The 25,887-nt window shown below is 66.3% G+C and carries 27 protein-coding genes; 20 read left to right on the forward strand and 7 right to left on the reverse strand.

From position 1 onward, the window contains the following. Position 1: 1 nt before the first annotated feature. From J3367_RS14575 to J3367_RS14610, 8 genes are all read left to right on the forward strand, one after another. Positions 2-1,330: a TRAP transporter large permease gene (locus J3367_RS14575; RefSeq protein WP_009209583.1), complete on the forward strand. Its 1,329-nt coding sequence runs from the start codon at positions 2-4 to the stop codon at positions 1,328-1,330. Next, a complete protein-coding gene (locus tag J3367_RS14580) occupies positions 1,327-2,685 on the forward strand; it encodes a malonyl-CoA decarboxylase (protein ID WP_024352287.1) in 1,359 nt (452 codons plus the stop codon). The genes J3367_RS14575 and J3367_RS14580 overlap by 4 nt, the downstream gene beginning before the upstream one ends. After that, on the forward strand, positions 2,682-4,202 hold the full coding sequence (locus tag J3367_RS14585; protein WP_024352286.1) for a malonate--CoA ligase: 1,521 nt from the start codon (positions 2,682-2,684) through the stop codon (positions 4,200-4,202). Before J3367_RS14580 ends, J3367_RS14585 begins: the two co-directional genes overlap by 4 nt. A gap of 205 nt (positions 4,203-4,407) precedes the next feature. After that, complete coding sequence (locus J3367_RS14590) at positions 4,408-5,631, forward strand: acyl-CoA dehydrogenase (RefSeq protein ID WP_060576896.1); 1,224 nt, start codon at positions 4,408-4,410, stop codon at positions 5,629-5,631. Between the two features lie 29 nt (positions 5,632-5,660). Continuing rightward, positions 5,661-5,912: an Lrp/AsnC family transcriptional regulator gene (locus tag J3367_RS14595; protein WP_009209578.1), complete on the forward strand. Its 252-nt coding sequence runs from the start codon at positions 5,661-5,663 to the stop codon at positions 5,910-5,912. A 282-nt stretch (positions 5,913-6,194) separates the two neighbouring features. Then, on the forward strand, positions 6,195-7,208 hold the full coding sequence (locus J3367_RS14600) for a DctP family TRAP transporter solute-binding subunit (protein ID WP_024350694.1): 1,014 nt from the start codon (positions 6,195-6,197) through the stop codon (positions 7,206-7,208). A gap of 197 nt (positions 7,209-7,405) precedes the next feature. After that, a complete protein-coding gene (locus J3367_RS14605) occupies positions 7,406-8,086 on the forward strand; it encodes a TRAP transporter small permease (protein ID WP_009209576.1) in 681 nt (226 codons plus the stop codon). A gap of 6 nt (positions 8,087-8,092) precedes the next feature. After that, positions 8,093-9,718, forward strand: coding sequence for a TRAP transporter large permease (locus J3367_RS14610; RefSeq protein ID WP_024350693.1), 1,626 nt, complete (start codon positions 8,093-8,095; stop codon positions 9,716-9,718). A 135-nt stretch (positions 9,719-9,853) separates the two neighbouring features. Here J3367_RS14610 and J3367_RS14615 read toward each other — a convergent pair whose 3' ends face one another. Beyond that, positions 9,854-10,279: a MarR family winged helix-turn-helix transcriptional regulator gene (locus J3367_RS14615; RefSeq protein WP_202797863.1), complete on the reverse strand. Its 426-nt coding sequence runs from the start codon at positions 10,277-10,279 to the stop codon at positions 9,854-9,856. 399 nt (positions 10,280-10,678) lie between these two features. Here J3367_RS14615 and ectA point away from each other — a divergent pair, with 399 nt between their 5' ends. From ectA to J3367_RS14635, 4 genes are all read left to right on the forward strand, one after another. Further along, positions 10,679-11,260 (forward strand): diaminobutyrate acetyltransferase, encoded by a 582-nt coding sequence (ectA, locus tag J3367_RS14620; RefSeq protein ID WP_024350692.1) that lies wholly within the window; start codon positions 10,679-10,681, stop codon positions 11,258-11,260. A gap of 101 nt (positions 11,261-11,361) precedes the next feature. Continuing rightward, entirely contained in the window at positions 11,362-12,663 is a 1,302-nt protein-coding gene (gene ectB / locus J3367_RS14625; RefSeq protein WP_024350691.1) for a diaminobutyrate--2-oxoglutarate transaminase, read from the forward strand. 48 nt (positions 12,664-12,711) lie between these two features. After that, positions 12,712-13,104 carry an ectoine synthase gene (locus J3367_RS14630; RefSeq protein ID WP_024350690.1) on the forward strand — a complete coding sequence of 131 codons (393 nt, stop codon included), beginning with the start codon at positions 12,712-12,714 and terminating at the stop codon, positions 13,102-13,104. Positions 13,105-13,258: 154 nt separating this feature from the next. After that, a complete protein-coding gene (locus tag J3367_RS14635) occupies positions 13,259-14,725 on the forward strand; it encodes an aspartate kinase (protein ID WP_024350689.1) in 1,467 nt (488 codons plus the stop codon). Between the two features lie 149 nt (positions 14,726-14,874). On the opposite strand, the gene J3367_RS14640 is transcribed toward J3367_RS14635, so the two are convergent. Then, positions 14,875-16,098, reverse strand: a complete 1,224-nt coding sequence (locus J3367_RS14640) for a PQQ-dependent sugar dehydrogenase (protein WP_155898471.1) — start codon at positions 16,096-16,098, stop codon at positions 14,875-14,877. Between the two features lie 186 nt (positions 16,099-16,284). Then, positions 16,285-16,596: an ArsR/SmtB family transcription factor gene (locus J3367_RS14645; protein WP_024350687.1), complete on the reverse strand. Its 312-nt coding sequence runs from the start codon at positions 16,594-16,596 to the stop codon at positions 16,285-16,287. Between the two features lie 180 nt (positions 16,597-16,776). On the opposite strand from J3367_RS14645, the gene J3367_RS14650 reads away from it, so the two are divergent. The 6 genes from J3367_RS14650 (at position 16,777) to J3367_RS14675 (ending at position 20,516) form a co-directional block, all read left to right on the forward strand. Continuing rightward, entirely contained in the window at positions 16,777-17,670 is an 894-nt protein-coding gene (locus J3367_RS14650) for an MBL fold metallo-hydrolase (RefSeq protein ID WP_024350686.1), read from the forward strand. 11 nt (positions 17,671-17,681) lie between these two features. Next, positions 17,682-18,059, forward strand: coding sequence for a rhodanese-like domain-containing protein (locus tag J3367_RS14655; RefSeq protein ID WP_024350685.1), 378 nt, complete (start codon positions 17,682-17,684; stop codon positions 18,057-18,059). Between the two features lie 102 nt (positions 18,060-18,161). After that, positions 18,162-18,950, forward strand: a complete 789-nt coding sequence (locus tag J3367_RS14660) for a sulfite exporter TauE/SafE family protein (RefSeq protein ID WP_024350684.1) — start codon at positions 18,162-18,164, stop codon at positions 18,948-18,950. 43 nt (positions 18,951-18,993) lie between these two features. Beyond that, a complete protein-coding gene (locus J3367_RS14665) occupies positions 18,994-19,428 on the forward strand; it encodes a YeeE/YedE family protein (RefSeq protein WP_024350683.1) in 435 nt (144 codons plus the stop codon). Between the two features lie 11 nt (positions 19,429-19,439). Beyond that, complete coding sequence (locus J3367_RS14670; RefSeq protein ID WP_024350682.1) at positions 19,440-19,865, forward strand: DUF6691 family protein; 426 nt, start codon at positions 19,440-19,442, stop codon at positions 19,863-19,865. Positions 19,866-20,087: 222 nt separating this feature from the next. Further along, positions 20,088-20,516 carry an HD domain-containing protein gene (locus tag J3367_RS14675; protein ID WP_024350681.1) on the forward strand — a complete coding sequence of 143 codons (429 nt, stop codon included), beginning with the start codon at positions 20,088-20,090 and terminating at the stop codon, positions 20,514-20,516. A 54-nt stretch (positions 20,517-20,570) separates the two neighbouring features. Here the strand turns inward: J3367_RS14675 and J3367_RS14680 are convergent, their stop codons facing one another. Together J3367_RS14680 and pcsA are read right to left on the reverse strand one after the other, a co-directional pair. Continuing rightward, positions 20,571-21,545 (reverse strand): quinone oxidoreductase family protein, encoded by a 975-nt coding sequence (locus J3367_RS14680; protein ID WP_024350680.1) that lies wholly within the window; start codon positions 21,543-21,545, stop codon positions 20,571-20,573. Positions 21,546-21,568: 23 nt separating this feature from the next. Beyond that, positions 21,569-22,282: a phosphatidylcholine synthase gene (gene pcsA, locus J3367_RS14685; protein ID WP_024350679.1), complete on the reverse strand. Its 714-nt coding sequence runs from the start codon at positions 22,280-22,282 to the stop codon at positions 21,569-21,571. A 158-nt stretch (positions 22,283-22,440) separates the two neighbouring features. On the opposite strand from pcsA, the gene J3367_RS14690 reads away from it, so the two are divergent. Next, positions 22,441-23,649: a UbiH/UbiF family hydroxylase gene (locus tag J3367_RS14690; RefSeq protein ID WP_024350678.1), complete on the forward strand. Its 1,209-nt coding sequence runs from the start codon at positions 22,441-22,443 to the stop codon at positions 23,647-23,649. Here the strand turns inward: J3367_RS14690 and J3367_RS14695 are convergent. Continuing rightward, positions 23,614-24,579 (reverse strand): AEC family transporter, encoded by a 966-nt coding sequence (locus J3367_RS14695; protein WP_024350677.1) that lies wholly within the window; start codon positions 24,577-24,579, stop codon positions 23,614-23,616. The two genes, J3367_RS14690 and J3367_RS14695, sit on opposite strands and share 36 nt — an antisense overlap. 122 nt (positions 24,580-24,701) lie before the next feature. Between J3367_RS14695 and hspQ the strand changes: the two genes are divergently transcribed. Further along, positions 24,702-25,025, forward strand: a complete 324-nt coding sequence (gene hspQ / locus J3367_RS14700) for a heat shock protein HspQ (protein WP_009209558.1) — start codon at positions 24,702-24,704, stop codon at positions 25,023-25,025. A gap of 117 nt (positions 25,026-25,142) precedes the next feature. Here the strand turns inward: hspQ and J3367_RS14705 are convergent, their stop codons facing one another. Next, positions 25,143-25,823: an invasion associated locus B family protein gene (locus J3367_RS14705; RefSeq protein ID WP_228240552.1), complete on the reverse strand. Its 681-nt coding sequence runs from the start codon at positions 25,821-25,823 to the stop codon at positions 25,143-25,145. Between the last annotated feature and the right edge of the window lie 64 nt (positions 25,824-25,887).

Genomic DNA, 25,887 nt, shown 5'->3' on the forward strand with positions numbered 1-25,887 from the left:
GATGAGCCCGACCGTCTCCGGTTTCGCCATGCTGGGCGTCCTGCTGGTGCTGCTTGCCATCGGCACGCCCATCGCCTTCGCCCTCGGCCTCGTCTCCATGGGCGCGCTGTTCGTCGTCTACGGGCCGTTCTTCCTCGAAACCCTCGGTGAGCAGTTCTTCGGCGGCATGGCGTCCTTCGGCCTCGTCGCCATCCCGATGTTCATCCTGATGGGCGCCGCCGTCGCCTCCTCGCCCGCCGGCAAGGACCTCTACGAGGCGCTCGATCGCTGGCTCAACCGGGTGCCCGGCGGCCTCGTCCTGTCCAATCTCGGCGCCTGCTCGATCTTCGCGGCCCTGTCCGGCTCCTCGCCCGCCACCTGCGCGGCGATCGGCAAGATGGGCATCCCCGAGATGCGCCAGCGCGGCTATCCGCCGGAGATCGCGGCCGGTTCCATCGCCGCCGGCGGCACCCTCGGCATCCTGATCCCGCCCTCGGTGACGATGATCGTCTACGGCATAGCCACAGAAACCTCGATCGGCCGCCTGTTCCTGGCCGGTGTCGGCCCCGGCATCATGCTGACCGTGTTCTTCATGATCTGGACCATCTATGCCTGCAAGCGGCAGGGTCTGGGTCTCACCGAACTGTCGCAGCGCTTCTCCATGCGCGAGCGCTTCGCCGCGCTGCCACGGGTGCTGCCCTTCCTGGCGATCATCGTCGCCGTGCTCTTCGTCCTGTATGGCGGCGTCGCCACGCCGTCCGAGGCGGCCGGTGTCGGAGCGCTGTTCTGCCTGATCCTCGTCGCGGTGATCTACGGCATGATCTCGCGCACCTGGCGCTTCTCGCAGATGACGGTGATCTTCCGCGACACGCTCAAGGAGAGCGTGATGATCATGCTGATCATCGGCGCGTCCGAGCTCTTCGCCTTTGCCCTGTCCTCGCTGTTCATCACCCAGTCGATCGCTGCCTTCATCGCCGACATGGACGTGAACCGCTGGGTGCTGATGGGCGTGGTCAACCTCTTCCTGCTGGTCGCCGGCTTCTTCCTGCCGCCGGTCGCTGTCATCCTGATGACGGCGCCGATCCTGCTGCCAATCATCACCGGTGCCGGCTTCGACCCCTACTGGTTCGCCGTCATCCTGACGATCAACATGGAGATCGGCCTGATCACCCCGCCGGTCGGCCTCAACCTCTATGTCATCAACGGCATCGCGCCCGACATCACGCTCGGCCAGATCCTGCGCGGGTCCCTGCCCTACGTCGTCTGCATGATCCTCGGCATCATCACGCTGTGCCTGTTTCCGCAGATCGCCCTCCTCCTGCCCGAACTCGTCATGGGGCCTGAGCTATGAGCCGCGTCTCCCTCCTGTCCGACCTTCTCGATTCGATCGGCGCCCGGTCCTGGTTCCTCGGCGACAACGCCAACCGGACGATCGGCGTCGGCCAGCTGGCGGCGCTCTGCCACGAGCTGGTCTCCTCGCGCGGCGAAGCATCAGGGGTACGCCTTGCGGCCGAGATCCTGCGCGGCTTCCGCGGCCTCAGCGACGCCGACGCCGAGCGCTTCTTCCAGATGCTGGCGGATGAGTTCACTCCGGACCAGGCGGCCCTGACCGATGCGGCCGCCGCGTTCCTCGACACGCCCGACGCCGAGACGCTGGCGCGGCTCCAGCACCATGCCGAGGCGCCGCGCCAGGAGCTGTTCCGCCGCCTGAACCTCGCACCGGGCGGCACTGCCGAACTGGTCACGCTGCGCGAGCGCCTGCTGCCGCTGCTCAAGGCCGACCGCAAGCGCTACGGCCCGGTCGATGCCGATCTCTGCCATCTGTTCCAGTCCTGGTTCAATCGCGGCTTCCTGCTGCTGCGGCCGATCGACTGGAACACCCCGGCCAGCATCCTGGAAAAGATCATCCGCTACGAGGCGGTCCACGCCATCGGCAACTGGGACGAGCTGCGCCAGCGGCTCGCCCCGCCGGACCGGCGCTGCTTCGCCTTCTTCCACCCCTCGATCCCGGACGATCCGTTGATCTTCGTCGAGGTGGCGCTGACGGCGGAAATCCCGGCGTCGATCGCCTCGGTGCTCGACCCGCAGCGCACGGCCCTGGCGCCGCAGGACGCGCAGACCGCGGTGTTCTATTCGATCTCCAATTGCCACAAGGGCCTGGCCGGCGTGTCCTTCGGCTCCTTCCTGATCAAGCAGGTGGCGCAGGACCTGAAGGACGCAGTTCCGAACCTGCGCACCTTCGTGACCCTGTCGCCGGTTCCCGGCTTTGCCGGCTGGCTCGCCGCACTGCCGCCCGCCACGATCGACCGGCTCGAAGCGGCAGAAAAACGCGCGATCGAGATCGTCGGCGAGCCCGGCTGGGCCGGCGATCCGGCGAAGACGGAAGCCGCCCGTCCCGGATTGCTGTCGCTCGGCGCCCGCTATTTCCTGCGCGCCCGGCGCCCGCGCGGCGGACCGGTCGATCCGGTCGCCCGCTTCCATCTTGGCAATGGCGCGATGCTCAACCGCATCATGCATCTGGGCGACGTCTCGCCGGGTGGCCTCGCCCAGGCCCACGGGCTGATGGTCAATTATCTGTACGACCTGCCGCGCGTCGAGCAGCGTCACGAGGCCTATGCAGCGGATGGCGACATCGCCGCCAGCCGGGCCGTGACGTCGCTGCTGCCCAAGCGCGGCGAAGTTGATTCCATGAAGGACGTAGCATGACAAACCCGCTCTTCGACGGCCTCCTCGCCACGGGACGCACGACGCCGGACAAGTGTTTCGCGATCCTGCCCGATGGCCGCGAATTCACCTATGCCGATGTCGAGGCGGTCTCGGCGCGTTTTGCCAATGCCCTCGTGGCGCTGGGCGTCGAGCCGGGCGACCGGGTTGCCGTGCAGGCCGACAAGTCGATCGAAGCGCTGATGCTCTATCTTGGCACGGTGCGCGCCGGCGGCGTCTTCCTGCCGCTCAATACCGCCTATACGCCGACCGAGATCGACTACTTCCTCAACGACGCCAAGCCGCGCGTCTTCGTCTGCGACCCGGCCAAGCGCGACGGGCTGGCCGCCACGGCCGAGGGCGCAGGCGCGCGCCTCGAAACGCTCGGCGCACGCGCCACAGACGCCGGCAGCCTCAACGCGCAGGCCGATGCGGCCTCGGGTGAATTCGTCACGGTCGCGCGCCAGCCGAGCGACCTTGCCGCGATCCTCTACACCTCGGGGACGACCGGTCGCTCCAAGGGTGCCATGCTCACCCAGGACAATCTCCTGTCCAACGCCGAAGTGCTGCGCGACTACTGGCGCTTCACCGCGGACGATGTGCTGCTGCACCTCCTGCCGATCTTCCACACCCACGGCCTGTTCGTCGCGTCCAACACCGCGATGATCGCCGGCGGCACGATGATCTTCCTGCCGAAATTCGACGTCGAGCAGGTGTTCAAGTACCTGCCCCAGGCGACCGCGATGATGGGCGTGCCGACCTTCTACACCCGTCTTCTCGCCGACGAGCGTCTCAACCGCGAGCGCACCGCCCATATGCGGCTGTTCACCTCGGGCTCCGCGCCGCTGCTGGCCGAGACCCATCGCGCCTTCGAGGAGCGGACCGGCCAGCGCATTCTCGAGCGCTACGGCATGACCGAGACCAACATGTCGACGTCCAACCCCTATGAGGGCGAGCGCCGCGCCGGAACCGTCGGTTTCCCGCTTCCCGGCGTCGAGCTCCGGATCGTCGATGCGGACACCGCCAAGCCATTGCCCGATGGCGAGATCGGCGTCATCGAGGTCAAGGGTCCGAACGTCTTCTGCGGCTACTGGCAGATGCCGGAGAAGACGGCCGCCGAATTCAGGGCCGACGGCTTCTTCATCACCGGCGACCTCGGCCTGATCGATCCGCAGGGCTATGTGACGATCGTCGGCCGCGGCAAGGACCTGATCATCTCCGGCGGCTTCAACATCTATCCCAAGGAAGTCGAGCTGGCGCTCGACGAACTGCCGGGCGTCGTCGAAAGCGCCGTGATCGGCGTGCCGCATCCCGATTTCGGCGAGGGCGTCGTCGGCGTCGTCGTGGCCGAGCGTCCGCTCGACGAGGCCGAACTGACGAGCGCGCTGGCCGAACGGCTCGCCCGCTTCAAGCAGCCCAAGCGCATCGTTTTCGTCGACGAACTGCCGCGCAACACCATGGGCAAGGTGCAGAAGAACATCCTGCGGGACCGCTTCGCCGATCTCCTCGGCGACAAGTGACCGCAAGGCCGATGACCGCATGATCTGCGTGGGGCCGGCGAAGTGTCGCTGACCCCGCCCCATGCCATTGCTCCCCGGCGGCGCCGGGCGATAGAACGGATCGCGAGTGCGGGCCGCATCCGGGATCGAGATTCGGCGCGCCGCCCTTTTCAGCGGCCGTCCGATGCCCGGCATGGCCGCCATCCGTTCGAGAGGAAATCCCGCCATGTCCAACGCTTCGGCCGCCGCGCCTTCGCCGTCTGCGTCTCCGTCCGCCGGTTTCGACTGGGCCGATCCGTTCCGGCTCGAGGACCAGCTCTCCGAGGACGAGCGGCTGATCTTCGAGACCGCCCGGTCCTATGCCGAGGAGAAGCTGCGGCCGCGCATCGTCGAGGCCTATCGCAACGAGACCACCGACCGGTCGATCTTCAACGAGATGGGCGAACTCGGCCTGCTCGGCTTGACCCTGCCCGAGGATTATGGCTGCGCCGGCGCGTCCTACGTCTCCTACGGCCTCGTGGCGCGCGCCGTCGAGGCGGTGGATTCGGGCTATCGCTCGATGATGAGCGTCCAGTCCTCCCTGGTGATGTATCCGATCTTCGCCTATGGCGACGAGGCTCAGCGCCGCAAGTACCTGCCCAAGCTCGCCACCGGCGAATATGTCGGCTGCTTCGGCCTGACCGAACCCGATGCCGGCTCCGATCCCGGCGGCATGACCACGCGGGCCGAGAAGATCGACGGCGGCTACCGCCTGTCGGGCGCCAAGATGTGGATCTCCAATTCGCCCATCGCCGACGTCTTCGTCGTCTGGGCGAAGTCCGCCGCCCATGACAACAAGATCCGCGGCTTCATTCTCGACAAGGGCATGAAGGGCCTGTCGGCACCCAAGATCGAGGGCAAGCTCTCCTTGCGCGCCTCGATCACCGGCGAGATCGTCATGGACGGCGTCGAGGTCGGCGAAGACGCGCTGCTGCCGAATGTGTCGGGGCTCGGCGGTCCCTTTGGCTGCCTCAACCGGGCCCGCTACGGCATCTCCTGGGGCGCCATGGGGGCTGCCGAGGATTGCTGGAAGCGGGCGCGCGACTACACGATGGAGCGCACCCAGTTCGGCCGCCCGCTGGCCCAGACCCAGCTCGTCCAGAAGAAGCTCGCCGACATGCAGACCGAGATCGCGCTGGGGCTGCAGGGCTCGCTTCGGGTCGGCCGCCTGTTCGACGAAGGCGCCATGGCGCCGGAGATGATCAGCCTGGTCAAGCGCAACAATTGCGGCAAGGCGCTGGACATCGCCCGCACCGCCCGCGACATGCATGGCGGCAACGGCATCATGGGCGAGTACCATGTCATGCGCCACGCCCAGAACCTGGAGACCGTCAACACCTACGAGGGCACGCACGACGTCCATGCGCTGATCCTCGGCAAGGCCCAGACCGGCCTCCAGGCCTTCTTCTGAGCCGCGACAGCAACCGCCGGAGACAAGCGATGCAGACCATCTTCGTCCAGTTCAAATGCCGGCCGGGCGCCGCCTATACGGTCGCCAACGATCTCCAGGAATCGGTCGAGGAAATGTCGGAGGTCTATTCGACCTCCGGCCATTACGACCTGATCGCCAAGTTCTATCTCGACGACGGTCGCGACCTCGGCCACTTCGTCACGGAAAAGCTGCAGGTGCTCGATGGTGTTGCCGACACCTTCACCACCGTCGCCTTCAAGGCGTTCGGCTCCGCCGGCTAGGCGTTTTCGCGCCCGCCAGCGCAGCTCTCCCCTGCAATCCAGGGATGCTACCATGGCGGTGCTTGCCAAGCCCGGTCCCATTTGCTTCCCTCTGCTCATTGCAACGGTGGGAGGCCGTTGCCGGGAGACACACGCTGCCTCGGCCAGCGTCGCGACGCGGCGGCCGGGTGACGCGATCCGGCCGAAATCCCACCCGACTTGCGACAATGGATGCGTGCCGCCCCGGCGGTCGCATCGCTCGTTACACTCGGGTCCGATCTGGACCACACCGGAGTTTCCACGATGAAGAATCTGCTTCTGGGCGCCGTCTCCTCCCTCGCTCTCGGCCTGACGGCCTCTGCCGCCATGGCGCAGTCGGCAGGCTGCGACGATGGCGAAATGGTCATCAAGTTCGCGCATGTCGTTGCCGCGACCGGTCATCCCAAGGGTGACGCCGCCACCATGCTGGCCAACCGCGTCAACGAGGAGATGAACGGCACCGCCTGCATGGAGGTCTTCCCGAACTCCACCCTGTTCGACGACGACAAGGTGCTGGAAGCGCTGCTGCTCGGCGACGTGCAGCTTGCCGCGCCGTCGCTGTCGAAATTCGAGGCCTACACCAAGAAGTACCGCCTCTACGATCTGCCGTTCCTGTTCTCCGACCTGTCGGCCGTCCAGACCTTCAACAACTCCGACACCGGCAAGGAACTGCTGACCGTCATGGAAGACGTCGGCTATACCGGCCTCGGCTACTGGCTGTCGGGCATGAAGCAGTTCTCGGCCAACAAGCCGCTGGAAGTGCCGAGCGACGCCGACGGCCTGAAGTTCCGCATCCAGACCTCCGACGTCGCCGAGGCGATGATCAGCGCCATGGGCGCCTCGGCCCAGAAGCTGGCCTTCTCGGAAGTTTATCAGGCGCTGCAGACCGGCGTCGTGGACGGGCAGGAGAACTCCTGGTCGAACATCTACACCCAGAAGTTCTTCGAGGTGCAGGACGGCATCACCGAGACCAACCACGCCGCCCTCGCCTATCTGCTCGTCACCTCCACCGAATGGCTGGACGGCCTGGAGCCGGAGGTTCGCGACCAGTTCCTGACCATCGTCAACGAGACGACCAAGGCCGCCAATGACGCCGTCGCCGACACCGAGGCGAAGAACCGTCAGAACATTCTCGACAGCGGCTCCACCATCCGCGAGCTCTCGGACGAGCAGCGCGAGCAGTGGGTCTCCACCATGAAGCCGGTCTGGGATCGCTTCCGCGACGACGTCGGCCAGGACGTGATCGACGCCGCGCAGGCCTCGAACCCGGCCAACTGATCGCCTGACCAGCGACCGGGCGCCCATCGGCGCCCGGTCGCCCCCCACAGGTCCGGCTGACGCCCCGGATTTTAAGGCGATCCACGCAATAATGCACGGTATCGACGGCGGGTCTCTTCCCCTTTGCGGTCCGATATAGTAGCCGCCACCGTCGACTGGACAGCATGGCCGCCACCGGCCGTTTCGGGAGGAGATTCATGAGCGCGTACTGGCCATTTCTCGCCATTCTGGCGCTCATCGTCCTCCTGTTCTTCGTCGAACGGCGCTGGCCCGACCGGGTCACCCGCATCGAGGAGAACATTCTCGCCACTATCCTCGCGGCGATCACCCTCGTTTCCTTCTCGCAGGTCGTCGCCCGCTACGGCTTCAACAGCGGCTGGACCGGCGCGCTGGAACTGACCCGCATCCTGTTTGCCTGGATGATCCTGTTCGGCATGAGCTACGGCCTGAAGCAGGGCATCCATCTCGGCGTCGACGCGCTGATCCGCACCTTCCCCAAGCCGCTGTTCCGCGCCGTGGCCCTGTTCGGCGCCTTCTGCACGGCGCTCTATGCGATCATGCTGCTGTCGGCCGACTGGCTGTCGGTCTTCGGCGCCAATTCCTCCGGCGGCGCGATCTTCTACTGGAAGCGCTTCTTCGACATCGGGCTGGGCCTCGACGATCTGCGCTATCCGGTCTTCATCCAGGAGGCCTTCGGCATGCAGGAGCGGGTGCAGCGCTGGATCGCCTATCTGATCCTGCCGATCGGCCTCGCCCTTCTGGCCTTCCGCGCCCTGCAGGGGCTGGTGATGATCTGGAACGGTGAGCGTGAACTGATCATCGCCGGACACGAGGCGGAAGACCTCGTGGCGGAAAACAAAGACCTCCTGAAGGACTGACGACGGATGGAAACCACCCTTCTCTTCATCCTCGTCCTGAGCCTGCTGTTCCTCGGCGTGCCGGTGGCGATCTCGCTCGGCCTGTCGTCGGTGATCCTGATCGCCTTCTTCTCGACCGACTCCATGTCTTCGGTCGCGTTGCAGCTGTTCACCGCGTCCCAGAACTACACCCTCCTGGCGATCCCCTTCTTCATCCTGGCCTCGGCTTTCATGTCGACCGGCGGCGTCGCCCGGCGCCTGATCAACTTCGCTATTGCCACCGTGGGTCATTTCCGCGGCGGCCTCGCCATGGCCTCGGTGCTGGCCTGCATGCTGTTTGCCGCGCTGTCGGGCTCGTCCCCGGCCACCGTGGTCGCGATCGGCACCATCGCCATCGCCGGCATGCAGAAGGTCGGCTACAGCAAGGACTTCGCCGCCGGCATCATCGCCAATGCCGGCACGCTCGGCATTCTGATTCCGCCCTCGATCGTCATGGTGGTCTATTCGGCCGCCACCGACGTCTCGGTCGGCCGCATGTTCCTCGCCGGTGTCATTCCCGGCGCCGTCGCCGGCCTGATGCTGATGATCGCCATCTACGTCATGGCGCGGATCAAGAACCTGCCGGCGGAGCCCTGGCACGGCTTCGGCAACATCATCCATCACGGCAAGGATGCCGGCTGGGGCCTGTTCCTGATCGTCATCATTCTCGGCGGCATCTATGGCGGCGTCTTCACGCCGACCGAGGCGGCCGCGGTCGCCGCCGTCTACGCCTTCTTCGTCGCCATCTTCGTCTATCGCGACATGGGGCCGATGAAGGGCATTCCCTGGGTGCTGCCCACCGACAGCCGCAAGGCCCGCGTCGGCTTCTCGGGACTGGTCTATGGCGTCGCCTTCTTCTTCGTCTGGATGATCCTATCCTTCTTCGCCACCGACGCGCCTGGCGGGGCCTCGATGAGCTTTGCCGAGCGCGCCACGGTCGGCGGCATCATCTCGCTGATCCTCGTCATCGCCTACACGCTGTGGCGGGGCGAGCGGACCGGCGTGACGGGCGTCCTCGGCCATCTGGGCGCCGGCCTGCCGGTCTGGGGCCGCAACCTCGCGCTCTCGTTCCGCAATATCGGACGCGCCTTCTTCAACGAGGACACGCGCAAGGTCATGGTGGAGGCGTCGCGCACCACGGTGATGCTGATGTTCATCATCGTCAACGCGCTGCTCTTTGCCCATGTCCTGACCGCCGAGCGCATTCCGCAGGCGATCACCGACATGATGCTGGGCGCCGGCTTCGACTGGTTCACATTCCTGATCGCCGTGAACATCCTGCTGTTGATCGGCGGGCAGTTCATGGAGCCTTCGGGCCTCCTGCTGATCGTCGCGCCGGTCGTGTTCCCGATCGCCATGGAGCTCGGCGTCGACCCGGTGCATCTCGGCATCATCATGGTGGTGAACATGGAGATCGGCATGATCACGCCGCCGATCGGGCTCAACCTGTTCGTGACCTCCGGCATCACCGGCATGAGCCTCGTCCAGGTGGTGAAGGCCGCACTGCCCTTCGTGGGCGTGCTGTTCCTCTTCCTGATCCTAGTGACCTACGTGCCGGCGCTCTCGACCTTCCTGCCCTACAGCCTGATGGGCCCGGAGATCGTCACGCGCTGACGACGGAGAAGCCGAGCCGCATAGTTGGCCCGGCGAGGACCGGAACGAAAAAGGGCGACCCCGGTGGTCGCCCTTTTTCGTTGGTACCTCGTCGCAACAACACAATCGGATGGCGGCCCGCGACCGCCGCGTGGCCTAAGGCCGGGGTGTCGCGATCTCGCCGAACTCGAGCACCGGACCGGCGTCGATGCGCTCGGCGTTCAGGAGCCCCGCGATCCGCTCGAGGCTGGCGACCACCATCGCCTGCTCCCAGTCCTTCATGCGGTCGAACTCGCTCTGGAAGCTGACCTGGAGATCGGGCGGCATGCTGGCGAGCATGGCGTGGCCTTCTTCGGTCAGGTCGATCCAGATATGCCGCCGGTCGCTCTCGCCGCGGCGGCGCTGCACCAGCTTGCGCTCGACCAGCCGGTCGATCAGCGTCGTCACCGTGGCCTGCGTCAGGCCGATCTGCGCGGCGATGGCGCTGGGCGTCATCTCGCCCTGGCTGAGGATCCGCAGCACCGTCAATTGCGAGCTGGTCAGGCCGGTTTCCTTGGCCAGCCGCCGCGCACTGAATTCCATGGCGCGAATGATCCGCCTGAGGGCGATCAACGCCTGCCGTCCCCGATCCTCCATGTTCCGCTTTACCCCGATGAGATCGTCCGCGAGGCCCTTTGCCTCTGCCGCATCCTGGCGGCGGCGCCATATAAGCGAGGGATCCTTCGACGATCAAACCGATTCTTTGGGGTTGGGGCAGAAATCATTTGACCAGCAAATGACCTCCGGCCGCCCATTCCGTCATCAATATTTTTTCCGAGCCCTGTCGGAAGGTGCTCAAACCACTGATATAACGCGATGAACCCTTGATGACGCGGGTGCCGAATCCCCGCGCAGATCGCCCGCGAGCGAGCCGCGGCGGTTGACTATCGCTTCGACCGTATAAATATTCCGCCTCAACGAAATAACGCACGAGGCGCGCCCATGCAGAAGTCCGATAAAGGTCACCGTCCCCAATTGGCCAGCGTTTCTAGCCCTTTGACGTTCCGCCATCCCGTCCGTGAGGATGGGCAGGCGGTGCACGACCTGATCGACTCCTGCGAGGCGCTGGACGACAATTCGCTGTACTGCAACTTCCTGCAGTGCACCCACTTCGCCAGCACCTGCATGCTGGCCGAGCTGGATGGCGAGATCGTCGGCTGGGTCTCCGCCTACCGTCCGCCGGAAGAGCCGGAGGCCCTGTTCGTCTGGCAGGTTGCCGTGGCCGAAGCGGCCCGTGGCCGTCGTCTGGCACGCCGCCTGATCGCCAACCTGCTCACCAGCGAGTCCTGCGAGGGTGTCGAGCGCCTGAAGACCACGATCACGCCGGACAACAAGTCCTCCTGGCGCATGTTCGAGGGCGTCGCCGACGAGTTCGATGCCAAGATCACCGACAAGGTCTGGCTGTGCGGCGACGAGCACTTCTCGGGCGATCACGACAGCGAGCACATGCTGACGATCGCGCCGATCGATGCGAGCGCCGCCGAGACCGACGACATGCCGGAACAGACGGCACAGGCTGCCTGACAGCCAGCCCCCGCAGCAGACTGCGGGCGCGACCGGAACCTGGACAGAACGTTGATGCCCGCTGTGCCGCGGGCTCCGTTCGTAACAACACGGATTGACACATGCTGAACCACACCGAAACGCCCGCCACGACGGGCGCCGCCACCTTTGCACGCCTCGAATCCGAGGTCCGCAGCTATTGCCGCAGCTTCCCGACGGTCTTCAGGAAGGCGCAGAACGCCACGCTGACCGACATCGAGGGCCGCGAATATATCGACTTCCTCGCCGGCTGCGCGTCGCTGAACTACGGCCATAACGACCCGGACATGAAGTCCGCGCTGGTCGACTACATCATGTCGGATGGCGTGACCCACGGCCTCGACATGTTCACCGAGGCCAAGGAAGCCTTCCTGATCTCGTTCAGCGAGCGCATCCTGAAGCCGCGCGGCATGGACCATCGCATGATGTTCCAGGGCCCGACCGGCGCCAACGCCGTCGAGGCGGCCCTGAAGCTCGCCCGCAAGGCCACCGGCCGCGAGAACGTCATCGCCTTCACCAATGGCTATCACGGCGTCACCACCGGTGCGCTTGCCGCCACCGGCAACGGCTCCCAGCGGGCCGGCTCGCGCAGCCAGCTCACCGGCGTCACCCGCATGGCCTATGACGGCTTCCATGGCGAAGGCGTCGACAGCGCCCAGATGCTCGACGACATGCTCGGCGATACGTCGAGCGGCATCGACGCCCCCGCGGCGATCCTCCTGGAGTGCATCCAGGGCGAAGGCGGCCTCAACGTTGCGTCGAAGGAGTTCCTGCAGCGCCTCAGCGCGATCGCCAAGAAGCACGGCGCGCTGCTGATCATCGACGACATCCAGGCCGGTTGCGGCCGTAGCGGTGACTTCTTCGCCTTCGAGTTCGCCGGCATCCAGCCGGACATCATCACCATGGCGAAGTCGCTGTCGGGCTTCGGCCTGCCGATGTCGATGGTTCTGGTGAAGCCGGAATACGACGTCTTCACCCCGGCCGAGCACAACGGCACGTTCCGCGGCAACAACCATGCCTTCGTGACAGCCCGCGCCGCCCTGGAGAAGTTCTGGGCCGACGATGCCTTCGCCAAGGATATTCGCCGCAAGGCCGACTATCTGAACCAGCGCCTCGGCGCCATCGCCGAGAGCTACGGCTTCCGGGTCAAGGGTCGCGGCATGATGCGCGGCATCGACACCGGGTCCGGCGACAAGGCCGCCGAGATCTGTGCCGCCGCCTTCGAGCGTGGTCTCGTGATCGAGACCGCCGGTTCGTCCGACGAGATCGTCAAGGTGCTGGCACCGCTGACGATTTCCGATGAGACCTTCGCCCGGGGCCTCGATATCGTCGCCGAGGCCTTCGAGACCGTTCTTCGTGCGCCGGCGCGTGTCGCAGCCGAATAGGCTGCAGACACCACCACCCCGCACATTTCATCGAATTGGAGTATCCACATGATCGTCAGAGATCTCGCAGAAGCCCGCAAGACCGAACGCCTCGTCAAGTCGGAAGGGTGGGATTCCACCCGCCTTCTCCTGAAGTCCGACAATGTCGGCTTCTCGTTCCACATCACCACGCTCTACGCCGGTGGTGAGAACCACTTCCATTACAAGAACCACTATGAGTCGGTTTACGTGGTGTCCGGCGAAGGCACGATCGAGGACAAGGCGACCGGCGAGGTTCACGACCTGCGTCCGGGCGTGATGTACGTCCTCGACAAGCACGACCGGCACATCGTCCGGCCGAAGACCGAGATGTCGGTGGCCTGCGTGTTCAATCCGCCGCTGAACGGCAAGGAAGTGCACGACGAGACCGGCGCCTACGCTCTCGAAGGCGAGGCGATCTAGGACCTGCGATCCGGGCGGCCTTGCGCCGCCCGATCCGTTCAGAGCCCTGCGCGCTGGCGGCCAGCCGGCGCGGGGCCACAAGCCGAACCGCGATGCGGCCAAAGGCCCGTCCCACCCGGCACACGCATCCCAGGCATTGCCCGGAGAGAGACCCATGACCAACCATACAGTCGAGAAAATCGGCGGAACATCCATGCTTCGGCATGAGGAATTGCTGGAGAACGTTCTGATCGGCAGCCGCAAGGGGGACGATCTCTACAACCGGATTTTCGTCGTCTCCGCCTATGGCGGCATCACCGACAAGCTGCTCGAGCATAAGAAGACCGGCGAGCCGGGCGTGCACGCGCTGTTCGCCAGCACCGATTCCGAATGGGCCTGGGGCGACGCGCTGACCGCCGTCGGCCGCGACATGCAGGCGATAAACGCCAAGGTCCTGGACGACACCGGCGACCGCCGGGCCGCGGACGATTTCGTGCGCGAGCGGATCGAGGGGGTCCGCAGCTGCCTGATCGATCTGAGCCGTCTCTGCTCCTTCGGCCAGTTCCGTCTCGAAGAGCACCTGATGACCGTCCGCGAGATGGTCTCGGCGCTCGGCGAGGCCCATTCGGCGATGGTCACGGCGCTCCTTCTGCGCAACCGCGGCGTCAACGCCCGCTTCGTCGATTTGACGGGCTGGCGCGACGACAGCCAGCCGTCGCTCGACGAACGCATCTGCACGGCGCTCGAAGACGTCGACTTCGCCACCGAGATGCCGATCCTGCCGGGCTATGCCCAGTGCAAGGAGTCGCTGGTGAAGAGCCACGACCGCGGCTACACCGAGGTGACCTTCGCCCGCGTGGCGGCGCTGACCGAGGCCCGCGAGGCGGTGATCCACAAGGAGTTCCACCTCTGCAGCGCCGATCCGAAGACGGTCGGCCTCGACAAGGTCCGCGTCATCGGCCGCACCAACTACGATGTGGCCGACCAGCTCTCCAACATGGGCATGGAGGCGATCCATCCCCGCGCCGCCAAGGGCCTGCGCCAGGCCGGCATCCCGCTGCGGGTGCGCAATGCCTTCCGGCCGCAGGATTCGGGCACGCTGATCCTCGACGAGCGCGGCGCGCCGAAGCCGCGGGTCGACATGATCGCCGGCCTGCGCGGCGTCTTCGCCCTGCAGTTCTTCGAGCAGGACATGGTCGGTGTGAAGGGCTACGACGCGGCGATCCTGGAAGTGCTGACGCGCCACAAGATGCGGATCGTCACCAAGACCTGCAACGCCAACACGATCACCCATTTCATCGACGGTTCGATGAAGTCGCTGAAGCGCGTCGAGCGCGATCTGGCGGAGCGCTTCCCTGCCTCCGAGATCGAGATCGAGCGCGTCGCCATCGTCTCGGTGATCGGCCGCAACCTGACGGCGCCGGGCCTGACCCTGCGCGCTCTGCAGGCGCTGTCGGAGGCGGGCATCGCGCCGCTCGGCATGCAGGATCTGACACGCCGCGTCGACCTGCAGTTCGTCATCGACGACAAGGATTATGACGGCACGCTGCGCACGCTGCACGCCGCCCTGGTGGAGAGCGACATCGAGGCGATGGGGCAGGATGCCCCCGGCTCCGAGACCGCCCTGCGGGACGCCGCCTGAGCGATCTGTCCGGCCGACGCGTCGGCCGATGACATCATCAGACATGAAACGGGCCGCTTCCTACGGAGGCGGCCCGTTTCGCGTCTGGCAGTCAGTTCTGCATAGGCGGGACGAGGCACGCCGGCGCCCCGTCCCGTGTGCCGACTGGCTCAGCCGCCCTCGCCTGCGGTCAGCCGCAGGATCGAGCTGGAGCCCCCGCGGCGCGTCTCCGTTACCGCGTAGACGGCACCATCCGGCCCCACCTTCACGTCGCGGATACGGGCGTCGAGCGGAACGCGTTCCTCGGTCGCGACCCGGCCATCCTCGATCTGCAGCACGACGAGGCCCTGGCTCACCAGACCGCCGATCAGAAGGGCGCCCTGCCATTCGGGGAACTCGTCGCCCTGATACTGCGCCATGCCGGACGGGCCGATCACCGGGTCCCAGTAATAGACCGGCTGCTCCATGCCATCCTGGGCGGTGATGCCCTCGCCGATCGGCGCGCCGCTGTAGTCGATGCCATAGGTGATGACCGGCCAGCCATAATTGAGACCCTGCTCCGGCCGGTTCAGTTCGTCGCCGCCCTTCGGACCGTGTTCCACCGTCCAGAGCTGGCCCGCATCATCGACCACCGCCGATTGCAGGTTGCGATGCCCGTAGGACCAGATCTCCGGCAGCGCGTCGGCCGCATCGACGAACGGGCTGCCGTCGGCGGGCGAGCCGTCCGTGCGGATGCGGAAGATCTTGCCGAGACCGGAGGTGACATCCTGCGCCTGATCGCGGATCGGCGTGTCGGAGCGCTCGCCGACGGTGACGAAGAGGTCGCCATTCGGGGCGAAGCCGAGGCGCGAGCCGAAATGCTTGGTACCGGCATAGCCCGGCGTCTGCCGGAAGATCACGCGGACATTTTCGAGCGTGCCCGAACCAGCGTCGTCGGTGAGCAGTTCGGCCGCCGCCACGCTGGTGCCGTTCACCCCGCCCTCGCGTGGTTCGGAGAACGAGAAGAAAATCGTCCGGCTGTCGGCGAAGTCGGGCGCCAGTGCGATATCGAGAAGACCGCCCTGCCCGCGCGCATCGACATCCGGCACGCCAGCCAACGCCTCGCCGACCGTGCCGTCGGTACCGACGATATGCATCGCGCCGTCCTTGGCTGCGACGAGCATGCGGCCGTCGGTCAGGAACTCCATCGACCACAGCTTCGGCAGATCGTCGGCGACGATCTCCGTCGTCACCGCGACGTCGGTCGCCGGCTGTGGCGCCCGTGTCTGACCCTCGAAGGCCGGCGACTGGTCAGCGCCATGCGGCGCCCCGGTCGCGACCGGTGGGCGCGTGGCCGCATCACCGCTGGCGGGCGAGCCGCCGCTTTGCGCCAGCGCCTGCCCCCCGGAGAGCATGGTGGTGGCGGCGAGAATGATTGCGAAATGGCGCATGAAAACCTCCAATACTGACAGGAGGCCGCGCTACCGCGGCCCGTTGCCGGAGGAACTGGACCTCTCGGCAAGGCCTGCAACCATCGCGATCGGTGAATGATATGAACGTGATGACGCCGGATCCGGCGCGCCGGGACGCGGACGGTGCCGTCAGCGCGCCTGGTCGAGTTCGGGGGCACAGAAGACGCGGTACATTGCCTCCATGATCGCCCGGGTCTCGTCATTCGCCAGCGAATAGAAGATCGTCTGGGCTTCCCGCCGCGTGGTGACGAGCCCGCCCGTACGCAACCGGGCCAGATGCTGCGACAGCGCCGATTGGCTCAGCCCCGCCTCCTGCCCGAGCGCTCCGACCGAAGCCTCGCCTTCCGCCAGGCGGCACAGGATGCGCAACCGATGCGGATTCGCCATCAGCGACAGCATGGCGGCGACGTCCGCGGCCTTCTCGTCGAGCGCCTGCGCCATCGGCGATCGCTCGTCCGGAATCTCAATATTAGGCTTGTCTAATTTAGGCATGGCGCATATATACACTGGCAACGGCGAAACCCAAAGCGATTTGCCTCATTTCAATACGGTCGGGCACGGCCCGTACGGCCATCGCCCCGTGCCACGGCCCGACCACAAGACGCTAGAGGAGACGTCCGAATGTTGACCCGACACAGCCCATCTCGCGGCGCAGGCTCCCCGGACATCTGGGGATTCTACGAAGAAGACACGGGCTCCGTTCAGTATGTCTGTGCCGATCCGGCGACGCGCAAGGCCGCCCTGATCGATGTCGTGCTGAACTTCAATCCTGCCGAGGCCCGCACGTCGACCGAGAGCGCCGACGAGATCCTCGCCCATGTCGCGCGGGAGGGCCTCGAGATCGAGTGGATTCTCGACACCCATCCCCACGCCGACCACATGATGGCCTCCGCCTATCTGAAGGAAAAGCTCGGCGCGCCGACCGCCATCGGCAGCAAGGTCATCGAGATCGCCGAATTGTGGCGCGGCCTCTACAATCTGCCGGAGGCCTTCGACCCCGCCCGCGACTTCGACCGGCTCTGGAATGACGGCGACACCTTCACGATCGGCAACATCGACGTCCGCGTGATGCTGTCCCCCGGCCATACGTTGGGCTCGATCACCTATGTCGTCGGCGATGCGGCTTTCGTCCACGACACACTGATGTACCCCGACATGGGCTCAAGCCGCGCCGACTTCCCTGGCGGTTCGTCCCGCACGCTGTGGGCGAGCATCCGCGAGATCCTGTCGCTGCCCGGCGACACGCGCCTCTTTGTCGGCCACGACTATGGCACCGACTCCCGCGACGAGATCCAGTGGGAAGCGACGGTGGACGAGCACCGCCGCGACAACGCCCATGTCAGTGATGGCACGAGCGAAGCCGAATTTGTCGAGACACGCGACACGCGCGATGCCACGCTCGATCTGCCCGACCGGATGCTGCACGCCCTGCAGGTCAATCTGCGCGGCGGACGCCTGCCGCCGGCCGAGAGCGACGGCAACCATTATTTCAAGATTCCGGCCAACCGTTTCTGAGGAGCCCCGTGATGCACAAGACCATGCAGGACTATGTCGCCGACGCGAAGGCCGCCACCGGAACCATCGCGCCGACCGAGGCCCATGCTTCGGGCGGTGTGATCCTCGATGTGCGCGAGGCCCACGAACTGGCCGAGAGCGGCGAGATCGCCGACGCCGTTCATATTCCGCGCGGCTTTCTGGAGGCCAAGGCCGATCCGACGGCGCAGAGCGCCCATCCGCCACTGACCAGGGCCCATGGCGGCGAGACGCCGGTCTACGTGCTCTGCGCGTCCGGCGCCCGCGCCGCGCTTGCCGCCAAGACGCTGACCGAGATGGGCTACGAGGCCAAGCCGATCGAGGGTGGGCTGAAGTCCTGGTGCGACTGCGGCCTGCCGCTCAAGGACTGAGCGACAGCCGGCCAGGTCCGCCGGACGGATGAACGTCCGGCGGGCCCATGATCACCGCCTGCCAGCGCCCGCGCGGCCCCCGCGCCCATCGAGCCCTTCGCCATGACCCTCACCCTCGTCCAGTATCTCCTCGGCGCCTTCTCCGGTTCGCTGGTCGGGCTGTCGCTCGGGCTGTTCGGCGGTGGCGGGTCGATCCTCGCGGTCCCCCTGATGGTCTATCTCGTCGGCGTGCCCGGCGCCCACATGGCGATCGGAACCAGCGCCTTTGCCGTGGCCGCGAACGCCGCCGGCAATCTCGTCACCCATGCCCGGCTCGGCCATGTGAAATGGCGCTGCGCCTTCGTCTACAGCGCGGCAGGCATCGTCGGGGCGCTTGCCGGATCAACCCTCGGCAAGCTGATCGATGGCGAGCAGCTGCTCTTCGCCTTCGCCCTTCTGATGATCGGGGTCGGCGTCATGATGTTCCGCCACCGCGGCCATGGCGGTGACCACGACATCGAGTGCAACCGGCAGAACGCACCGAAGGTTGTCGGCTATGGCGCCGGAACGGGGGCGTTTTCCGGCTTCTTCGGGATCGGCGGCGGCTTCCTGATCGTGCCGAGCCTCGTCGCCGCGACGGGCATGACGATGCTGAACGCCATCGGCACGTCGCTTGTCGCGATCACCGCCTTCGGACTGACCACGGCGCTGAACTACGCCCTGTCCGGCTATGTCGACTGGCCGCTGGCGCTGGTCTTCATCGCGGGCGGCCTCGCCGGCGGCGTCGCCGGTGCCTACATCGCGCGCTGGCTGTCCGGCCGCAAAGGCGCGCTCGATATCGCCTTCGCCGGCCTCATCATGCTGGTCGCCATCTACATGCTGGTGAAGAGCGGACTGGCCTTTCTCGCCTGACCGCTTCCCGGCCCCCACGCCACCCAACCTGAGGAGCCGATCCGTGCCGCTCGAGACCATCACCCCCTATACGCCCTTCGCGTCGCTCGCCGGCGGCGTCCTGATCGGCCTGTCCGCCGTGATGGTCATGGCGCTGTTCGGACGCATCGCCGGCATTGCCGGGATCACCGCAGGGGCGCTTCCCGGTCGCCGGGAGGACTGGATCTGGCGGCTGGCCTTCATTCTCGGCCTCGTCGCCGCCCCCCTGCTCGTCTTCGTGGTCAGCGGGGAACCCGTCGCCCAGACCGTGCCGTCGAGCCTCGTCGCCATGGGCATTGCCGGCCTCCTGGTCGGCTACGGCACCGTCATGGGTTCGGGCTGCACCAGCGGCCACGGCGTCTGCGGGCTGGCCCGCCTGTCGGGCCGCTCGCTGGTCGCCGTCGCCACCTTCATGGCCTTCGCTGCCGGGACGGTCTTCGTCCTGCGTCACCTCGTTTGAGGAGGATCATCATGCGCCCTCTCTTCGGCTTTCTCGCAGGCCTGCTCTTCGGCGTCGGCCTCATCGTCGCCGGCATGTCCGACCCCGCCAAGGTCCTGAACTTCCTCGATGTCGCAGGCACCTGGGATCCGAGCCTCGCCTTCGTCATGGGCGGCGCCGCGCTGACCACCTTCATCGGCTACCGGATCGTCCTGCCGCGCGGCCACCCCTATCTCCTCTCGGAGTTCCAGCTTCCGACACGGAGCGACATCGATCGCAATCTCGTCGTCGGAGCGGCGATCTTCGGCATTGGCTGGGGCATCGGCGGTTTCTGTCCGGGTCCGGCCTGGACTGCACTGGTCCTCGGCGCGCCGGGAACGCTGGTCTTCCTGCCGATGATGCTGGCCGGCATGGTCATCGCAACGCTCGTCGCGAACCGTCGGAACGCCCGGCATTGAGGATGAAACCATAGTCAGCTACAAAAAGTCGGGCCTGGTGAAGGATCGGAATCGGTTCGCGTGCATTGGTCAGATATCGGCGGCACGTTCTCCCTCCCAAATCTTCCCGCGCCGCTGATTGCAGTAAGGCAGTTGGAAGGGGTCCTCCCCCCTTTCCAACTGCCTTTTTCTTTGCAGCAACGAGACCTGCCGCGCCCCGCGGCAGTCGTGGAGAGTTTCCCCATGGCAACGATCGAGCGGGCCCGCGCCATTGCCGAGAGTGCCCATGCTGGGCAGGTCGACAAGGCCGGCGCCGATTACATCACCCATCCGCTGCGGGTCTGTGACGCGGTCACCGGCCACGAGGCCAGGATCGTCGCGCTCCTTCACGACGTCGTGGAGGACAGCGACTGGACTCTGGAGGGGCTGCGCCAGGAAGGATTTTCGGACGCCGTCGTGAATGCCGTCGACGCACTCACGCACCGCGAAGACGAGGATTATTTCGACGCCGTCCGCCGCGCCCGGGACAATGATCTGGCGCGCACCGTCAAGCTGGCGGATCTGGCCGACAATTCCGACCGGACCCGCTTGGGTACGGTGACCGACGACGACGAACGCCGCCTCAGGAAATACGCCGAGGCGCGCGCCATCATTCTCGGCGACGCGACCTGATGTCCTGAGCGCCCCCGCCGGCCTGAACCGACCGGCGGAAGGGCCCCGCGCCCGTTACATCGTCAGGATGGTCGCGCCGGTGGTCTTGCGCGCTTCCAGATCGCGATGCGCCTGGGCGGCTTCGGCGACCGGATAGGTCTGGCCGATGGTGATCTTCACCGCACCCGAACCGACCACGTCGAACAGCGCCTTCGCCGAGGCGTCGAGCTCGTCGCGGCTGGTGTTGTAGCCGAACAGGCTCGGGCGCGTGGCGAAGAGCGACCCCTTCTGGTTCAGGATCCCGATGTCGAACGGCGGGACGTTGCCCGAGGACTGGCCGAAGCTCACCCACAGGCCGCGCGCCTTCAGGCAGTCGAGACTGCCGGGAAACGTGTCCTTGCCGACGGAATCGTACACCACGTCGCATTTGCGGCCGTCGGTGATCTCGCGGACCTTCTCGACGAAATCGGCGTCGCGGTAGTTGATGACGTGGTCGTAGCCGTTCTGCAGCGCCCGCTCGCATTTCTCCGGCGACCCGGCGGTACCGATCACCGTCGCGCCCAGATGCTTGGCCCACTGGCCGGCGATCAGGCCGACCCCGCCGGCGGCGGCATGGAACAGCAGCACCGTCTCCGGTCCGACCTTGAACGTCCGGCGCAGGAGATATTCCGCCGTCATGCCCTTCAGCATGATCGCCGCCGCGGTGTGGTCGTCGATCGTGTCGGGGATCTTCACCGCCTTGTCCGCCGCGACCACGACCTCTTCAGCATAGCTGCCGGCAACGCCGTTATAGGCGATGCGGTCGCCGACCTTGAACCTGTCCGTGCCGGGCCCGATGGCGGTAACGACGCCGGCGCCTTCCTTGCCGAGAGCGAAGGGCATCTGCGGCGCCTTGTAGACGCCGGTCCGGAAATAGACGTCGATGAAGTTGACGCCCGCGGCCGTCTGCCGGACCCGGACCTCGCCCTCACCCGGCTGGCCGGGATCGTGTTCCTCCCACTTCATCACGTCCGGTCCGCCCACCTCGTGGACCATGATAGCCTTGCTCATCCCTGTCTCCCTGATGCGTTCGCTCAGCGGCGTCTGCGATCCAGAAGCTGGACGACGCCGCCGATGGCGAACAGATAGAGGCCGCTGAGCACAAGTCCCCAGCGCACCCATTCCGGACTGTCGAAATTGTTGAACAGGGCGATCAGGCCCAGCACCGACCAGACCGCGAAGATCGACAGATTGACGAGGCGCAGCCGCACGACGCGCACCGGGTGCAGGAACTGGATGGGCAGGAACGTCGCCACGGTACACAGGACGACGAAGCCGAAGGCGACCGCCTGACTCGGCTGCACCGCGAAGAAGGTGAAGACCACCATGTTCCACGCGACGGGGAAGCCCCGGAAGTAATTGGCCTTCGTCTTCATGCGCGTGTCGGCGTAGTAGATCGCGCTGGAGATCACGATGAGCGCGGCCGCGACGCCCGACCAGGGCTCGCCGATCAGGCCGGACAGATAGAGGCCGACCGCGGGGATCATCACGAAGGTCGCATAGTCGATGACGGCGTCAAGCACGTCGCCGGACCAGTTCGGCAGGATCCGCTTGATCTCGATCTTGCGCGCCATCGGCCCGTCGATGCCGTCGACGAACAGCGCCAGGCCCAACCAGCCGAACATGGCCACCCAGCGCCCCTCCCCGGCGGCGATCAGCGACATGAACGCCAGGAAGGCGCCGCTGGCGGTCAGGAGATGCACGCCGAAAGCGCGCCACTTGTCGATATTTCTGACTGCGTCTGCCATCAAATGTCCGGATCGATTCGTCGCATGGCGGCGTGCCGCAGCACGCGGCCATTGTCATCCGCTGTAACGGGCGTATGTGCGAATTCCAAGCGAAACGAACGACAACGGCCTCGATCGGCGGTTTTTGGCCGCATCTGGCACGGATCTGGACCGCAGGCATGGAACGTAGAGAGATAGCCGTCATCGGCGGTGGACTGGCCGGCACCGCCACCGCGCTCGCCCTGGCAAGAGCCGGCTTCGACACGGTGCTGGTCGCGCCGGACGCACCGGCGGACCGGCGCAGCACGGCGCTGATCGGCCGCTCGGTCGCCTTCCTGTCCGATCTCGGCATCTTCGACGCGCTCGGCAGCAAGGCCGAGCCGCTCGCCGTGATGCGCCTGATCGACGACACCCGCCGGCTTCTGCGCGCGCCGACCGTCGAGTTCCGCGCCAGCGAGATCGGTCTGTCGGCCTTCGGCTACAACGTTCTCAACAGCGATCTCCTGGCCGCGCTGAAGGCGCAGGCGGCGGACGCGCAGCAACTCGAGCGTCGCGACACGACCGCGCGCAGCTACCGCATCGAGGGCGAGCGCGCCGTCGTCGAACTGGCCGACGGCAGTAGCCTGGCCGTCGATCTCGTCGTTGCCGCCGATGGCCGTCGCTCGCCAATGCGCGAAGCCGCCGGCATCGGCCTGCGCGAATGGTCCTACCCGCAAAGCGCCATCGTCCTGAATTTCGGCCACCGTATCGACCATCGGTCGATCTCGACGGAATTCCATACCCGCTCCGGTCCGTTCACCCAGGTGCCGCTGCCGGGCCGGCACTCGTCGCTCGTCTGGGTGGAGGAGCCGAAGCTTGCCGAGCTCTACGCCGAACTTGCGCCCGACAAGCTGTCGCGGATGATCGAGGACCGGATGCAGTCGATCCTCGGCGAGGTCACGGTGGAGGAGCCGATCCAGCGCTTCCCGCTCTCAGGCGCCTCGGTGGACCGCTTCACCGGCGACCGGCTGGCCCTGGTCGGGGAAGCCGCCCATGTGTTTCCGCCGATCGGTGCGCAGGGGCTCAATCTCGGGCTGCGCGATTGCGAGGACATCGTGCGGCTGGCCTGCGAGAGCCGCGACGATCCCGGCGCGCGGGTCACGCTCCTGCGCTACGACGCCTCGCGGCGCTCGGACGTGCGCTCGCGCACCATCGGCGTCGATCTTCTCAACCGCTCGCTGCTGGCCGATTTCCTGCCCAGCCAGATGGCCCGCTCGGTCGGGCTCGGCGCCATGCGCGCCCTGCCGCTCCTGCGCCAGTTCGCCATGCGCGAGGGTCTCAGCCCCGGCGCAGGCCTGACCGGCATTCCCCGTTCACTGCGGGAACGGATCGGTCGGCACGAGACCTGAGGACAGGAGAAACAGCAGCAGCGTCACCGTCCCCACCGACAGGACGGTGGTCACCAGCACCGTGGCCGAGGCGCGCTCGACCCAGGCCCCGTATTGCTGCGCCATGACGAAGACGTTGGTGGCAGTCGGCAGGCAGGCGAGAAGGATCGCCGTCTGGACCCAGATCGGGTCGAAATCGCCGAAGACGCCGAGGAGCAGCCAGGCAACCACGGGCTGCACCAGGAGCTTCATCGGCACGATCGTGCTCAGTTCCATGGGAACGCGCTTCAGCGGACGCAGCGCCAGGGTCACGCCCATGGCGAAGAGCGCGCAGGGCGCGGCGGCATTGGCCAGAAGCTCCAGCAGCCGTTCGATCGGCTCGGGCGGGCGAAACTGCACGATGGCCGCCGCGACGCCGACGATCGTCGCCAGGATGAACGGGTGGGTGAAGATCTTCACGAGCACCTCCCGCGCCACGACGCTGGTCGGCCGGCTGCGGTCGCCGCCGACCGCCATCATCAACGGCGCCATGACGAAATGCAGGATGTTGTCGAAGCAGAAGATCAACGCCACCGGCACGGCGGCGGCCGGACCGAAGGCCGCCATCGCGATCCCTGGTCCCATATAGCCGATATTGCCATAGGCGCCCGCCAGCCCCTGAATGGTGGCGACCGGAATGTCGGCGCGGGACCGCATCAGCGCCAAGACGAAGCCGACGACGAAGATGACGAAGGTCGCGAGGGTCGTCGCGGCGATGAAGCCGACGCTGGCCAGTTTCTCGACAGGCGTGCGTGCGAGAAGCTGGAAGAACAGCGCCGGTAGCGCAATGTAGATGACGAAGACATTCAGCCAGGCGAGGCCTTCGAGCGGCCTGTCGACGATTCGTCCCGCCCCGAAGCCGAGGCCGATCAGGACGAAGAATGGCGAGATGAGCCCGATGATCTCGATCACGGTCTCGGCCTGGCAGTGAAACTGGAAAACATGCGGGGACGTTCGTCTCGGCCGGACCTGCGCGCTTGCGCTGCACCGGTCAGATTGGCTATTTCCCGTGCCTTAAGGGAGACTTCACGTCTATGCAAACTGCTCGCTTCTTTATCGGACAGGTCGTCAAGCACCGCGTATTTCCGTTTCGCGGCGTGATCTTCGACGTCGATCCGGAATTCGACAACAGCGACGAGTGGTACGAATCCATTCCCGCCGACGTGCGGCCGCGCAAGGACCAGCCCTTCTACCACCTGTTCGCGGAGAACGCCGAGAGCGAATACATCGCCTATGTCTCGGAGCAGAACCTCCTGCCCGACGAGAGCGGCACCCCGGTGCGGCATCCGCAGATCAGCGAATTGTTCGATGGCCCGGTCGACGGCGCCTATCAGCTGAAGGGCGCCCACCGGAACTGATGCCCGTCGGGCCTGTTGGTCGGAGCATCCGGCAGCAGCGGTGCCGACACTGAGGTCAAACGCAAGACGGCGGCCCTGGGGCCGCCGTCCGCATGTCTGGGGAAGGTCGCGAGAGCCTTACTGGGCGGCGGCGCCGCTCTTGGCCGCGTTCTGCGCTTCCTCGAACTTCTTGCGGCGCTCCTCGGCCTGCTTCTGCAGGGCCTCGTTGAGCTCCTGCTGGCGCTGGGCCAGTTCCGGCTGGGCCTTCGGCGCGCCGTCATAGGCATCCGTGAAGCCAGACAGCGTGATCGGAACCGGATTGGCCTGGCGCTGGAAGTTGATCGAGGTGACGTTCATCTGCTTGCCGGCCTTCATCGAGGCGACCATCGCATCGGTCAGCTCGGCCTCGGCGATGCAGCGGTCCTGGAAGCAGACCGAATAGTTCAGCGTCTGCGGCGCCTTGTCGTCGACCTTCACCTGCACGCCGGCGGGGATCACCCGGCCGGTCGGCACCACGGCCTGGAGAACCTTCTGGTTCACCTTGCCCTTGACGTTGATCAGGTTGACGGCGGTGATCAGCTGCCGCGTGTCGGCGATCAGCGTGTACTGCGTGTTGCAGATCTCGTTCTCGCCCTGGGTCGAGCAGACCTTGAACCATTCGGCGGGTACGGCTTGCGGACGCTGCCCGGCAGCGGGGGCGGCCCCCGAAGGAGCGGCGGTTTGGGCGATCGCGCCGGATACGCCGGCGCCGAGCGTCGCAAATCCGAGCAGCCCGGCGGCGAGCATCCCGGTGGTGGCGTTCATCAGACGGTGCGTCACAGGCCTCAATTCCTTTCGGCATGAATGGTGCGGAAACATGCGTTCCTTAACGAGGCCCGACCTC

Origin of the sequence: Aurantimonas sp. NFXS3 (assembly GCF_049132005.1) — a bacterium.
GTDB lineage: Bacteria > Pseudomonadota > Alphaproteobacteria > Rhizobiales > Rhizobiaceae > Aurantimonas > Aurantimonas coralicida.

What these genes read in the sequence shown, in the direction of transcription:
- ectA (WP_024350692.1), top strand. Translation starts at nt 10,679, where the DNA reads ATGCAGAAGTCCGATAAAGGTCACCGTCCCCAATTGGCCAGCGTTTCT.
- J3367_RS14655 (WP_024350685.1), top strand. Translation starts at nt 17,682, where the DNA reads ATGCACAAGACCATGCAGGACTATGTCGCCGACGCGAAGGCCGCCACC.
- J3367_RS14595 (WP_009209578.1), top strand. Translation starts at nt 5,661, where the DNA reads ATGCAGACCATCTTCGTCCAGTTCAAATGCCGGCCGGGCGCCGCCTAT.
- J3367_RS14645 (WP_024350687.1), bottom strand. Translation starts at nt 16,596, where the DNA reads ATGGCGCAGGCGCTCGACGAGAAGGCCGCGGACGTCGCCGCCATGCTG.
- J3367_RS14580 (WP_024352287.1), top strand. Translation starts at nt 1,327, where the DNA reads ATGAGCCGCGTCTCCCTCCTGTCCGACCTTCTCGATTCGATCGGCGCC.
- J3367_RS14575 (WP_009209583.1), top strand. Translation starts at nt 2, where the DNA reads ATGAGCCCGACCGTCTCCGGTTTCGCCATGCTGGGCGTCCTGCTGGTG.
- hspQ (WP_009209558.1), top strand. Translation starts at nt 24,702, where the DNA reads ATGCAAACTGCTCGCTTCTTTATCGGACAGGTCGTCAAGCACCGCGTA.
- J3367_RS14650 (WP_024350686.1), top strand. Translation starts at nt 16,777, where the DNA reads ATGTTGACCCGACACAGCCCATCTCGCGGCGCAGGCTCCCCGGACATC.
- J3367_RS14615 (WP_202797863.1), bottom strand. Translation starts at nt 10,279, where the DNA reads ATGGAATTCAGTGCGCGGCGGCTGGCCAAGGAAACCGGCCTGACCAGC.
- pcsA (WP_024350679.1), bottom strand. Translation starts at nt 22,282, where the DNA reads ATGGCAGACGCAGTCAGAAATATCGACAAGTGGCGCGCTTTCGGCGTG.
- J3367_RS14590 (WP_060576896.1), top strand. Translation starts at nt 4,408, where the DNA reads ATGTCCAACGCTTCGGCCGCCGCGCCTTCGCCGTCTGCGTCTCCGTCC.
- J3367_RS14585 (WP_024352286.1), top strand. Translation starts at nt 2,682, where the DNA reads ATGACAAACCCGCTCTTCGACGGCCTCCTCGCCACGGGACGCACGACG.
- J3367_RS14690 (WP_024350678.1), top strand. Translation starts at nt 22,441, where the DNA reads ATGGAACGTAGAGAGATAGCCGTCATCGGCGGTGGACTGGCCGGCACC.
- J3367_RS14670 (WP_024350682.1), top strand. Translation starts at nt 19,440, where the DNA reads ATGCGCCCTCTCTTCGGCTTTCTCGCAGGCCTGCTCTTCGGCGTCGGC.
- J3367_RS14640 (WP_155898471.1), bottom strand. Translation starts at nt 16,098, where the DNA reads ATGCTCTCCGGGGGGCAGGCGCTGGCGCAAAGCGGCGGCTCGCCCGCC.
- J3367_RS14610 (WP_024350693.1), top strand. Translation starts at nt 8,093, where the DNA reads ATGGAAACCACCCTTCTCTTCATCCTCGTCCTGAGCCTGCTGTTCCTC.
- ectB (WP_024350691.1), top strand. Translation starts at nt 11,362, where the DNA reads ATGCTGAACCACACCGAAACGCCCGCCACGACGGGCGCCGCCACCTTT.
- J3367_RS14605 (WP_009209576.1), top strand. Translation starts at nt 7,406, where the DNA reads ATGAGCGCGTACTGGCCATTTCTCGCCATTCTGGCGCTCATCGTCCTC.
- J3367_RS14675 (WP_024350681.1), top strand. Translation starts at nt 20,088, where the DNA reads ATGGCAACGATCGAGCGGGCCCGCGCCATTGCCGAGAGTGCCCATGCT.
- J3367_RS14635 (WP_024350689.1), top strand. Translation starts at nt 13,259, where the DNA reads ATGACCAACCATACAGTCGAGAAAATCGGCGGAACATCCATGCTTCGG.
- J3367_RS14660 (WP_024350684.1), top strand. Translation starts at nt 18,162, where the DNA reads ATGACCCTCACCCTCGTCCAGTATCTCCTCGGCGCCTTCTCCGGTTCG.
- J3367_RS14600 (WP_024350694.1), top strand. Translation starts at nt 6,195, where the DNA reads ATGAAGAATCTGCTTCTGGGCGCCGTCTCCTCCCTCGCTCTCGGCCTG.
- J3367_RS14630 (WP_024350690.1), top strand. Translation starts at nt 12,712, where the DNA reads ATGATCGTCAGAGATCTCGCAGAAGCCCGCAAGACCGAACGCCTCGTC.
- J3367_RS14680 (WP_024350680.1), bottom strand. Translation starts at nt 21,545, where the DNA reads ATGAGCAAGGCTATCATGGTCCACGAGGTGGGCGGACCGGACGTGATG.